This is a genomic window from Xanthomonas sp. 3058 (assembly GCF_014199765.1).
Lineage (GTDB): Bacteria > Pseudomonadota > Gammaproteobacteria > Xanthomonadales > Xanthomonadaceae > Xanthomonas > Xanthomonas campestris_B.
Genome location: NZ_JACHOF010000001.1, coordinates 709,071 through 721,660, shown reverse-complemented (window position 1 = coordinate 721,660; position 12,590 = coordinate 709,071). Strand labels below are relative to the sequence as shown.

The window sequence follows — 12,590 nt, the reverse complement described above, 5'->3', positions numbered from 1 at the left end:
GCCCGAGAGCATTAATGACTTGGAAGAGATAGAGCGATGACCGACGCCAGTAAGATTTTCCTTTTCAACTCGGCCCTTCCTGAATCCCTGGCGATGTCCGATTTCCTGAAAGGCATGGGACCTTCCCAAGACAATATCAGAGGGCAGAACATCGGAAACGGCTACATTGCCTATGGTTTATTGAAGGCGTTGTTCGGACGCCCAGTGAAGCTTGACCACATTTCTAACGCACTGGAGGCAAAGCTCTCCGAGCAACTTGCAGAAGAGATCAATGGAAAGTACTCGCATCTTGTCTGGACGATGAAGGATGACATCCGGGAGGACTTCTCCGGACTTCCTGTTGAGCGAATAACGCACTTTCTTGAAAAGATCACAATTCCGATCGTGCCGGTGAGCCTTTGCGCGAACTCATTCAACGGCTACGATCCGAGCTTGGCGGAGCGCCTCAGCCCCAATCAAAAGCGAAATTTCTCCCTTCTCTCTGAAAAGTCCAAGCTGATTGGTGTTCGCGGAAATTATTCCGCCGAGATCCTGAATAGCCTCGGCATAAAGAACGTCAGAGTGATTGGCTGCCCGAGCTACTTTGAGAACGGACCCACCCGGGCTCTGCAAAAAAAGCCATGGGATGCGGACAAGGTCATCACTACTGCCACATTTTTCAATTCTGGGCTGCCGCGGACATCCCATCTGCTGCAGGATGAATTGTATTTCATCAACTTACTCTACCTTGAAAAAGCACTGCCATCGACCCGCAACATCACAGCGCAACCTTTCAATCTCGACGAAATACCTACGTCCTTCCAACTACTGGCCAAAGCCATGGCTGGACGACTGGAATTTTTCTCTGATTACAACCAGTGGGCCACGTTCTTCAAAAGCAACGACCATTGCCTCACGATTGGAACCCGGCTTCACTCCGGAATCCTCTCGATTAATAGCGGCGTCCCCGCTATCGTGACCAATCCGGACTCCAGGGCCAGAGAAACTTGCGAATACCTCCGCATCCCTTATGACCCTACCATTCACAGCCGAAGCAACATCCGTGAAGTTTTCGAGAACCTCGACCTTTCTGAAATGAACAACGCTTACCCGGTTTTGTACAAGGAATTTCTTGATTTTCTCGACACAGTCGGCCTTGTTCCTTGCACTGTATCTCATGACAGACCCTGCTTTGAATTTCCGGATCTAAAGAAAAGCACTAGCCCCTCGGTTGCAGCTGAACTACATGAAGCCTACACCGAACTCGTAGAGAATCTGGACCGCGAAGTCGTTGTTCGGAGAGAGCATGGCGGAGAGACATCTCGGCGCTTGGTAGATAAATTCCAACTCCTCAGACGGCGCTATCCAGGGCTGACGCGCAAGGAGTATTTGGATTATCTCAGCCGATCTACGGGTAAAGTTAAGTGAAATCGAATCTGGTCAGTATCGTCATGCCGGTCTACAAACCGCGCTATTTCGCGCAGGCGCTGGATAGCGTTCTGGCGCAAACCTAAGCAGCGTTGCAGCTAGTGATCTGTGACGCCGATGCCCCTGGCGCCATTGAGGCGGTGGTGGCGTCCAAGTTGCTGGTAGCGCCCTCCCCCGTTCGCTACCAGCAACCAGATAAGCATTGAAGAGTAAGGCCATACCAATTTCCGGCAGCGCGCAGACAAGCTGGGCTAGCAGCGCATCAGCTTGGAAAATCGCCCCTCTGAATGAGAAGTTCCGATCCTCACAAACGAATTGCCTTCATAAAGTCTAATATCAAGAATAGCTCCCGCCGGTAAGAATGTATCCGGCCACGTTTCCTGGGAAGACATTTGCTCCTTTACCATTGACCCAAATCACCCCGTTTGCATTTATTCCATAACGGGGGCCCGTGGCCGCTCCGGAGAACGTAAAAACATAGTCACCGCCATTTATGCTACCCGCACGACCCACGTTGGCGAATGAAGCAGCGAAAGCCGGCGTACCTGTAAGGGTAACGGTAATGGTAGAAATAGTAAGTTGACCGCCATCAAATGCCGCATAATGGGCGTAGCCTCCTCCAACGATACTGTAGTTACCTGAGACGATGCCAACGCCATTGCGAACGACGTTCATATGAAAGCCTGTCATCGCTGCAAACACATGGCCACCCTGGAAGTTACAGGACCCCCTACTAATTGCAATAACACCGTTTGCTGTACTCCCACCACCTATAGTGAAACCAGAAACCTGAACTGTGCTAGCGCCATCCACAGTAAGAAGCCATCCAGTGGTGTTACGCCAAATAGCAGATGTGCTACCTACAAATCTTACGACGCCACCTGCGACGCTACCCACCACAACATTCTCCACGTAAGTTCCGTCTGCAACATTGATAATGGCTGTATATCCACACAATGCGTAGCGCGTTTGAACCACATTCACAGCACGCTGGATGGTCTGAAATGCCGTCGCAGCACTTAACCCATCGTTTGAATCACTGCCCGTGCTGGAGACATAAAAAGACAAATCCCGAGTCAAGGCAATGGCGTAAGTGGTGTAGCTATTTGCACTAGTACCCATCGCGAACCGACCTTCATCACTGATGAAATACGGCTCACTGGCAGCGAGTTCACCAGCTATTGCAGCAGCATCAAATTGCGCACGCGTGCCGCTTTTCACATAAATATTGGCACCTGAGATTGCATCCGACATAACATGAAACTCCTTAAGAATTTAATGTAAAGTGCATTACATTGAAATTACCAGCCACTTTTATACTTATTTGAAAAATAATTATTTAATTTAATAATCCATGCAATGGGGTCGTTATCTTGCATCTTGGGAAGATTGGAAATATCAGGATTCAATTATCCTCCATTAGAGGTCTGCAGCCTGACCAAATTACCATTGGCATTGATCGATTGCTGAGAACCAGCCCTCATTTGAGGGTTGGCATCGGCGCAGCACCCGCGCCTCCGCGTATTTCAGGCTTGGCTGAACTCAGCACCTCACGCCGGACAATCTAAAGCACGCATGTTTCAAGTAGCGGATCACGCTCGCGCCGATGCCTGTATACGTATGGTTGCCGAATCCCCGACAATACGATGAATCACAGTTTTCCAGCCCTCGAACACGCCTTGAACACGGTCCGCCCTGCATGACTTCCGCCACCTTGGTCAGCATCGTCATGCCGACCTACAAGCCACGCTACTTTGCGCAGGCGCTGGACAGCGTGCTGGCGCAGACTTACACGGCGCTGGAGCTGGTGATCTGCGACGACAACGCCGATGGCGCCATCGAGGCGGTGCTGGCGTCGAGGCTGGCTGACGCCCTATTTCCGATCCGCTACCACCGCAATACCCCCCGCCTCGGCGAGCTCGGCAGCACGGTCAAGGGGATCGGCCTGGCGCAGGGCAAGTACGTCAAATTCCTGCACGACGACGATGTGCTACAGCCGGACTGCATTGCCCAGTTGGTGGCGGCGATGGAACGTAACCCCGGCACAGCGCTGGCGTCCTCGCGCCGGTTGCGCATCGACGATGACGGTGCGCCGTTGCCCGACATCCTGGCCACCAGCTTCCCGTTCGGCGAGGACGTGTTGATCGACGGGCCGGAGCTGGTGTCGTTCCTGGCCGACCACGCCATCAACTTCATCGGCGAGCCGAGTTGCGTGCTTGCACGGCGCGCCGACCTGCTGGCGCTGGGTGGCGAGCTGATGATGTTGAACGGCAAGGCCATTCACTGGGTTGGCGACCTGGCGATCTACGTCAAGCTGCTGCGTCACGGCAACCTGGCCCTGCTGTCCAGCCCGCTCACGCATTTTCGCGTGTCGAGCGCGCAGTTCAGTCAGGCCGGCCGCGATCAACCCGGCATCGGCGATCAGGGCCACGAAGACCTGCGCGAAGGCATCCGCCAACTCGGCTGGCGACGTGACAGCGGCGACAACCGCCAGGTGCGCGTGGCCCCGCTCAGCCCGCACAAGGCGCGGGTGTTCAAGTCGGTGGATCTGGTCAATGCGCTGATGCAAGGCGCTGGCGTGGCCGAGCGGGTGTCGCCGGCCACCTGGCTGGGCGTGCGCCACCCCAGCGATGTACAGCGCGCATTGATCGATGACCGCCTGCAGGCGCATGCCGGCGGGCCGCGCGTTGCGGTGATGCTGATCGACCGCGATGGGGACGCTGCCGCAGTCGCCGCAACACAGGCCAGCATCGATGCGGTGGCCTGCTATCGAAATCATCAGACCTGGGTGCTCAGCAGCGCAGCGCACCAGCTGGCCGACCACGGCGAGCGTGGCGTGCTGATTGGTGAGGCGGGCCTGGTGGCCGCACTCAACCAGGCCATTGCCAGGCAACAGGATATCGAGTGGGTGGTGCTGGTGGATGCCGGCAGCCTCTTGACCGTCAGCGGGCTGACGATGCTCGCACTAGGCATGCTCGGGCTGCCCGAGCAGTGCCAGGCCGTCTATGCGGACGAAGTAGTTGCGCTGGACACCGCGCAGCTTGGGCTGGCGTTGCGGCCGGCGCTGTATCTGGATGTGCTGCTGAGCGCGCCGTCCACGCTGTCGCGGCACTGGCTGTTCCGCCGCAACAGTCTGGTGGCCGACGGCGGTTTTCCTGCGGACCTTGGGCAGGCTTTCGAACTCGGCTATCAGCTTGGCCTGGTCGAGCGTTACGGCCTGGCCTGCGTGCAGCACATTGCCGAGCCCTTGTTGGTGGCCGCGGCCCAGACCCGGCAAACCGATGCGGACGAGCAACAGGCCATCGCCCGCCACTTGACCGTCCGCGGGTATGCGGACGCGCGCGTGCACAGCGCCGGCCCCGGTCGGCATGCGGTGGATTACCAGCATGCGCAGCAGCCGCTGGTCAGCATCCTGGTGCTGGTCGATGGCCGTTTGCCGCAGGTGCAGCGCTGCCTGGAAAGCATCCTGGCCAACACCGCCTATCCGCATTACGAGTTGCTGCTGCTGGATCGCGGCGACAGCGCGCAAGCCGAGCTGCGCGATTGGCTGGCCGGCATCGATGCGCTGGGCCTGCAGCAGATCCGCGTACTGCGCTTTGCCGCGGAGCCCGCGCGCGAGGCGGTCTGCAACGCGGCGGTCGAGCATGCACGTGGAGACGTGCTGCTGTGGCTGTCGGCCGGCGCTGCGGTGATGAAGGCCGATTGGCTGGAGCAACTGCTCAACCACGCGCTCCGCCCGGAAGTGGGCGCGGTGGCCGGCAAGCTGTTACGCAGCGACGGCACCGTGCATCACGCCGGTCTGCTGCTGGGCCTGGGGGCACCGGTGGCGCGCGCGTTCGAAGGCAGTGCGTTCGACGAATCGGGCTATCTGCAGCGCCTGCAACTGGATCAGAATTACACCGCCTTGAGTGGCGAATGCCTGATGCTGCCGCGCCAGCTATTTATCGACGCAGGCGGCTTTGCGCTGGAGCCGGCACTGGCGCAGTGGAGCGATGTCGACCTGTGCCTGCGCCTGCACCAGGCCGGGTACTTGAATGTGTTTGCCGCGCGCGCGCAGCTGTTGATCGACCCACCGGAGCAGACGCCCGCCACTGCACTCGACGAAGAAGCGATGTACGCGCGTTGGTTGCCGGTAATGGCCAACGACCCGGCCTACAACCCGGGCTTTTCGCTGGATCCCGGCGCCGGCTTCAAACTGGCCGACCCACGCGCCAGCTGGCGGCCGTTGCAGTCGTGGCGGCCGCTGCCGAGCGTGATCGCGCTGCCGGCCGATATCGAAGGCTGCGGCCACTATCGGGTGATCCAGCCGCTGCGTGCTCTACGCGAGGGCGGCATGGTGGAAGGCGTGCTGTTCAACGGCTATCTGGAGATCAGCGAGCTGGCGCGTCAGGATCCCGACGTGGTGATCCTGCAACGCCAGGTGGGCGAAGCGCGGCTGGAGGCGATGCGCCGCATGAAGGCGTTATCGCGCGCGTTCAAGGTCTACGAGCTGGACGATTACCTGCCCAACCTGCCGCTGAAGAATGCCCACCGCGAGCACATGCCCAAGGACATTCTCAAGACCGTGCGGCGCGGGCTGGGCCTGGTGGATCGCTTTGTGGTATCCACCCCGGCGCTGGCCGAGGCGTTTGCCGGGCTGCACAGCGATATCCGCGTGGCCGAAAACCGCCTGCCGCCGCACTGGTGGGAAGCCTTGCCGGAGCGCAACGTCCGCCACGGCGGCAAGCCGCGGATCGGTTGGGCCGGCGGCGCCAGCCATACCGGGGATCTTGAATTGATCGCCGACGTGGTGCGCGAGCTGGCCGACGAGGTCGAATGGGTGTTCATGGGGATGTACCCGTTCGCGCTGCGCCAGCACATCCATCAGTTCCAGCCAGGCGTGCCGATCGATCATTACCCGGCCGCGCTGGCCGCCTTGGACCTGGATCTGGCGCTGGCACCGGTGGAACAGAACCTGTTCAACGCGTGCAAGAGCAATCTGCGGCTCTTGGAGTACGGCGCCTGCGGCTACCCGGTGATCGCCAGCGATGTGCGCTGCTACCAGGGCAACCTGCCGGTGACGCTGGTGAAAAACCGGTACCGCGACTGGATTGGCGCCATCCGCGAGCATCTGGCCGACCCGGACGCAGCACGCGCCAAGGGTGCGGCCTTGCGTGACGTGGTGCGCCGCGACTGGATGTTGAGCGGCAGCAATCTGGAGCGTTGGCGGGACGCGTGGTTGCCGGATTAGTGGGCACGGCGCATGCACCACCGTTAGGACACGTTGTCATCAAAGCCAAACCGGCCGATTCAATCAGCTCACAGCCGCAGAAATATCGAGCCGTCGCGTCGTTTAGCTACAGTCATATGGATAGCGCAAAAGCCTGGTTGGTCGTGCGCGCGGTGCCCTCACCGCCTGCGGGACACGCCGTGAATCCATCCGTGGAGCAACTGTCTTGATCGCCCAATGGCAGTTGCTGCCCTCATCCGCCCTTCGGGCACCTTCCCCCGCAGGCGGGGGAAGGCAGGCATCGATCTCTGCGGTGAAGCGCCTCTCTGCGGCAAAGGGCCCCTTGCGGTGAAGCGCCCTCTCCCGGGGGAGAGGCTAGTGGCGGCATCCATGCCGCCACACGGTCCCGCAAGCGGCAAAGACACCGCACCAGAGAGTTTGCTGACTGCCTTTGTTGAAACCACGCGCACCGACCATCCTGACTGGTCCTTGCCCGCTCACCGTCGCGGGACCTTACGCGGCATGGATGCCGCGTAAGAGCTACAAGAACGTACTTGCAGCGTGTCCCGCGCCGGTGGGCGGGCAAGGGCCCTTCAGCCAAGCCGCAGATGAGTCGCTCTTCGCCAGACAGGCCCGCGTCTTGCTAGACAAACCGGCTGAACAAACACGCGCCCTGTCGACAAGGCCCAGCTAAAGAAGCACCCGACTCAAGAGTAGGTGCCCGCCTAGCTAGCGCAGAGAAAATCGCGGCCGCAGACCACTCTGCAGCCCTGCTACAGCATCCTCCCCACCCCCGCGCCGGAATCCCGCCGCAATTTCGGCACGCCGCTTGCATTGATGTGGATGCCTCCCTGGCTGACCGCACCCATGAGCGATTCCGTTACCTCGATTCTTTCGCAGATCCGCAGCTACCAGACGCAGATGGGCCAAGGCCCCATGGGCGCGGTGGGCGATGCGGCGCGCGGCAATCAGATCCAGGGGTTGGCCGGCACGCAGGGAACGCCGGCCACCCAGGCGCCCAGCTTCAGCGAGACCTTGCGCGGCGCCATCGGCGGCGTCAACGAGGCCCAGCAGAAGTCCGGCGCGCTGGCCAAAGCATTCGAAATGGGCGACCCCAGTGCCGATCTGGCGCGGGTCATGGTCGCCTCCCAGCAGTCCCAGGTGGCCTTCCGCGCCACCGTGGAAGTCCGCAACCGTCTCGTCCAGGCTTATCAGGACGTCATGAACATGCCGCTGTAAAGGTTGACGACACATGGCTCTCGCGATCACCAAAGAAAACATGAACCAGAACGCCGAAAAGGCGGGCCAGTGGTTCGACCGTGTCCGCAGCCTGCAGATCACCCGCAAGCTGACCATGATGGCGATGATCGCCCTGGCGGTGGGTGCGGGCCTGGCGGTGTTCTTCTGGTCGCAAAAACCCGGCTACCAGTCGCTGTACACCGGCCTGGACGAAAAGGGCAACGCCGAGGCGGCCGACCTGCTGCGCACCGCGCAGATCCCGTTCAAGATCGACCAGGGCACCGGCGCCATCTCGGTGCCGCAGGACCGTCTGTACGACGCGCGCCTGAAGCTGGCCGGCTCCGGCCTGACCGGTAAGGAAACCGGCGGCGGGTTCGAGCTGATGGAAAAGGACCCGGGCTTCGGCGTCAGCCAGTTCGTGGAGAACGCCCGCTACCAGCACGCGCTGGAAACCGAACTCTCGCGCACCATCGCTACCCTGCGCCCGGTGCGCGAGGCGCGGGTGCATCTGGCCATTCCCAAGCCCAGCGCCTTCACCCGCCAGCGCGATGTAGCCAGCGCCTCGGTGGTGCTGGAACTGCGTGGCGGCCAGGGTCTGGAGCGCAATCAGGTCGATGCCATCGTCAATCTGGTGGCGTCCAGCATCCCGGACATGACCCCCGAGCGCGTGACCGTGGTCGACCAGAGCGGCCGCATGCTCTCCATCGCCGATCCCAACAGCGACGCTGCCCAGCACGCCGCCCAGTTCGAACAGGTGCGTCGCCAGGAAAGCTCTTACAACCAGCGCATCCGCGAACTGCTCGAGCCGATGACCGGCCCGGGCCGGGTCAACCCGGAAGTCAGCGTGGACATGGATTTCTCGGTGGTCGAGGAAGCCCGCGAGCTCTACAACGGCGAGCCGGCCAAGCTGCGCAGCGAGCAGGTCAGCGATTCCAGCAGCAGCGCCACCGGCCCACAGGGCCCGCCCGGCGCCACCAGCAACAGCCCCGGCCAGCCGCCGGCTGCCAATGCCACCGCTGGCGCGCCGGGTACCCCGGCCGCCGCCAACGGCCAGGCCGCCGCATCTGCCGCGCCGACCGAAAGTTCCAAGAGCGCCACCCGTAATTACGAATTGGACCGAACCTTGCAACACACCCGTCAGCCGGCCGGCCGCATCAAGCGGGTGTCGGTGGCGGTGCTGCTGGACAACGTCCCGCGCCCCGGTGCCAAGGGCAAGATGGTCGAGCAGCCGCTCACCGCCGCCGAGCTCACCCGCATCGAGGGCCTGGTCAAGCAGGCGGTAGGCTTCGACGCGGCACGTGGCGACACGGTGTCGGTGATGAATGCCCCGTTCGTGCGGGAAGCGGTTGCGGGCGAGGAAGGCCCGAAGTGGTGGGAAGACCCGCGCGTGCAGAACGGTCTGCGCCTGCTGGTCGGTGCGGTGGTGGTGCTGGCGCTGCTGTTCGGTGTGGTGCGCCCCACCCTGCGTCAGCTCACCGGCGTGACCCCGGTCAAGGACAAGCAAGGCAAGGTTGGCAAGGATGGCACTCCACAGAGCGCCGACGTGCGGATGGTCGACCAAGACGATCTGTTACCCCGCCTGGAAGAAGACACCGCCCAGCTTGGCCAGGACCGTAAGGTTGCGATCGCCCTGCCGGACGCCTACGAAGAACGCATGCGCGTAGCGCGTGAAGCCGTGAAAGCCGATTCAAAACGTGTCGCACAAGTCGTGAAGGGATGGGTCGCCAGTGAAGCCTGATACACCACCGATGACCGGAGTGCAGCGTGCTGCGGTGCTGTTGCTGTCGCTTGGGGAAAGCGACGCCGCCGAAGTGCTCAAGCACATGGACCCCAAGGAGGTGCAGAAGATCGGCATCGCCATGGCCACCATGACCGGTATCTCGCGCGACCAGGTCGAGCGGGTCATGGACGACTTCAACGGCGAGCTGGCCGGCAAGACCTCGCTGGGCGTGGGCGCCGACGACTACATCCGCAACGTGCTGATCCAGGCGCTGGGCGCGGACAAGGCCGGTGGCCTGATCGACCGCATCCTGCTCGGCCGCAACACCACCGGCCTGGACACCTTGAAGTGGATGGACCCGCGCGCGGTCGCCGACCTGGTGCGCAACGAACACCCGCAGATCATCGCCATCGTCATGGCGCACCTGGACAGCGACCAGGCCGCAGAGGCGTTGAAGTTGCTGCCCGAGCGTACCCGCGCCGACGTACTGCTGCGCATCGCCACCCTGGACGGCATCCCGCCCAATGCGCTGAGCGAGCTCAACGACATCATGGAGCGCCAATTTTCCGGCAACCAGAACCTGAAGTCGTCCAACGTGGGCGGCATCAAGGTCGCCGCCAACATCCTCAACTTCCTGGACACCGGCGCCGACCAGGGCGTGCTGGGCGAGATCGGCAAGATCGACGCCGACCTGGCCAGCAAGATCCAGGACCTGATGTTCGTGTTCGACAACCTGGTGGATCTGGACGACCGCGGCCTGCAGACGCTGCTGCGCGAAGTCTCCGGCGAACGCCTGGGCCTGGCCCTGCGCGGTGCCGACGTCAAGGTGCGCGAGAAGATCACCCGCAACATGTCCCAGCGCGCGGCCGAGATCCTGCTGGAGGACATGGAAGCGCGCGGCCCGGTACGCCTGGCCGACGTGGAAGCGGCGCAGAAGGAAATCCTCACCATCGTCCGCCGCCTGGCTGACGAAGGCGCCATCAGCCTCGGCGGTGCCGGTGCGGAGGCGATGGTATGAACGATATCGTCACCCGCTGGCTGGCCCCCGACCTGCACATGGCGCCGGCACTGCCGGAAGCCGAATTCGATGAACCGGCCGTCTACGAGCCGGTGCTGCGCCCGCCGACCCTGGAAGAGATCCAGGCCATCGAAGACGCCGCCCAGCAGGAAGGGTTCGCGCGCGGCCATGCCGAAGGCTTTGCCCAGGGCCAGTCCGAAGTGCGCCGCCTGACCGCGCAGATCGACGGCATCCTGGACAATTTCACTCGCCCGCTGGCGCGGCTGGAGAACGAAGTGGTCGGCGCGCTCGGCGAGCTGGCCGTGCGCATCGCCGGCTCGCTAGTGGGCCGTGCCTATCAGGCCGACCCGCAGTTGCTCTCGGACCTGGTGCACGAAGCCATCGATGCGGTCGGCGGTACCGGGCGCGAGGTCGAAGTGCGCCTGCACCCGGACGACATCACCGCACTACTCCCGCATCTGGCGGCCAGCAGCACCACCCGCGTGGCCCCCGACCTGAGCCTGAGCCGTGGCGACCTGCGCGTGCACGCCGAAAGCGTGCGCGTGGACGGCACCCTGGATGCGCGCCTGCGGGCCGCGCTGGAGACCGTCATGCGCAAATCCGGAGCGGGCCTGTGAGCGACCTGTTGCAAGCCACCCCAGCCCCGGCCGATTGGCTGGACGCGCGCAACCTGCGCCTGGCCACCCGCCTGAGCGGGCTGGGGCTGGAGCCGACTGCCGGCCGCACCCTGATCCGCGAAGGCATCCTGCGTCGCGCGGTCGGCCTGACCCTGGAAGCCACCGGCTGCGAAGCGCCGATGGGTGCCACCTGCAAGGTCGAAGTGGATGGCGGCTGGGTCGATGCCGAAGTGGTCGGCTTTGCCGGCGAACGCACCTACCTGATGCCCAGCGCCGAACTGCACGGTCTGCTGCCGAATGCCCGCGTGGTGCCCTCGCGGCGGCGCGGCGGCGTGGAAGTGGGCGAAGGCCTGCTTGGCCGCGTCATCGACAGCGACGGCACCCCGCTCGACGGCAAGGGCCCGATCCGCGGCGAAGGCAGCGTCAGCATGGCCGGCGTGTCGATCAACCCGCTCGCACGCGAACCCATCACCACCTCACTGGATGTCGGCGTGCGCGCGATCAACGCGCTGCTGCCGATCGGCCGTGGCCAGCGCGTGGGCCTGTTCGCCGGCTCCGGTGTCGGTAAATCGACACTGCTGGGCATGATGACCCGCTTTACCTCGGCCGACGTGATCGTGGTCGGGCTGATCGGCGAACGTGGCCGCGAAGTGCGCGATTTCGTCGAAAGCACCCTGGGCGAGGAAGGCCTGCGCCGCGCCGTGGTGGTGGCCGCTCCGGCCGACCGCCCGCCCTTGGCCCGCCTGCACGGCGCCTACCGCGCCACCGCCATTGCCGAATGGTTCCGCGACCAGGGCTTGAACGTCTTGCTGCTGATGGATTCGCTGACCCGTTTCGCCCAGGCGCAGCGCGAGATCGGCCTGTCGGTCGGCGAACCGCCGACCACCCGCGGCTACCCGCCGTCGGTGTTCGCCAAATTGCCGGCGCTGGTGGAACGTGCCGGCAACGGCGCCAAGGGCCGGGGCTCGATCACCGCGTTCTATACCGTGCTGACCGAAGGCGACGACCCGCAGGATCCGATCGCCGACGCCGCACGCGCCATCCTCGACGGCCACATCCTGCTCTCGCGTCGGGTTGCCGACAGCGGCCTGTACCCGGCCATCGACGTCGAATCCTCGGTCAGCCGCGTGGTGCAGGACATTGCCGACGACACCTGGCGCCTGCGCATCCGCAAGCTCAAGCGGCTGTTGTCGGCCTACACCGCCAACCGCGACCTGATCGCCATCGGCGCCTACCAGCGCGGCAGCGACCCGGCCACCGACGAAGCATTGGCGCGTTGGCCGGAGATCGTCGAATTCCTCGGCCAGGACGTCCACAAGGCCGCCGACCTGCCCGACAGCCTGTCCGCGTTGCAGCGGCTGGTCGAACCAGAGAACTAAT

Annotated in this window: 8 protein-coding genes; 7 read left to right on the top strand and 1 reads right to left on the bottom strand. The window is 63.0% G+C overall.

The window, feature by feature from the left end; genetic code table 11:
• Positions 1–36: 36 nt before the first annotated feature.
• Positions 37–1,407, top strand: a complete 1,371-nt coding sequence (locus GGR61_RS03230) for a polysaccharide pyruvyl transferase family protein (protein WP_184620422.1) — start codon at positions 37–39, stop codon at positions 1,405–1,407.
• Positions 1,408–1,743: 336 nt separating this feature from the next.
• On the opposite strand, the gene GGR61_RS03225 is transcribed toward GGR61_RS03230, so the two are convergent.
• Entirely contained in the window at positions 1,744–2,661 is a 918-nt protein-coding gene (locus GGR61_RS03225) for a hypothetical protein (protein WP_184620421.1), read from the bottom strand.
• A 475-nt stretch (positions 2,662–3,136) separates the two neighbouring features.
• On the opposite strand from GGR61_RS03225, the gene GGR61_RS03220 reads away from it, so the two are divergent.
• From GGR61_RS03220 to fliI, 6 genes are all read left to right on the top strand, one after another.
• Positions 3,137–6,637 carry a glycosyltransferase gene (locus GGR61_RS03220; RefSeq protein ID WP_184620550.1) on the top strand — a complete coding sequence of 1,167 codons (3,501 nt, stop codon included), beginning with the start codon at positions 3,137–3,139 and terminating at the stop codon, positions 6,635–6,637.
• An 846-nt stretch (positions 6,638–7,483) separates the two neighbouring features.
• Entirely contained in the window at positions 7,484–7,855 is a 372-nt protein-coding gene (gene fliE / locus GGR61_RS03215; protein WP_006449786.1) for a flagellar hook-basal body complex protein FliE, read from the top strand.
• 13 nt (positions 7,856–7,868) lie between these two features.
• The gene (gene fliF / locus GGR61_RS03210; RefSeq protein WP_184620420.1) at positions 7,869–9,593 is read left to right on the top strand and encodes a flagellar basal-body MS-ring/collar protein FliF; all 1,725 of its coding nucleotides are present in this window, start codon (positions 7,869–7,871) and stop codon (positions 9,591–9,593) included.
• A 10-nt stretch (positions 9,594–9,603) separates the two neighbouring features.
• On the top strand, positions 9,604–10,593 hold the full coding sequence (gene fliG / locus GGR61_RS03205; RefSeq protein WP_184408584.1) for a flagellar motor switch protein FliG: 990 nt from the start codon (positions 9,604–9,606) through the stop codon (positions 10,591–10,593).
• Complete coding sequence (locus GGR61_RS03200) at positions 10,590–11,210, top strand: FliH/SctL family protein (RefSeq protein WP_184620419.1); 621 nt, start codon at positions 10,590–10,592, stop codon at positions 11,208–11,210. The genes fliG and GGR61_RS03200 overlap by 4 nt, the downstream gene beginning before the upstream one ends.
• Positions 11,207–12,589 carry a flagellar protein export ATPase FliI gene (gene fliI, locus GGR61_RS03195; protein ID WP_184408586.1) on the top strand — a complete coding sequence of 461 codons (1,383 nt, stop codon included), beginning with the start codon at positions 11,207–11,209 and terminating at the stop codon, positions 12,587–12,589. Before GGR61_RS03200 ends, fliI begins: the two co-directional genes overlap by 4 nt.
• Position 12,590: the final 1 nt, after the last annotated feature.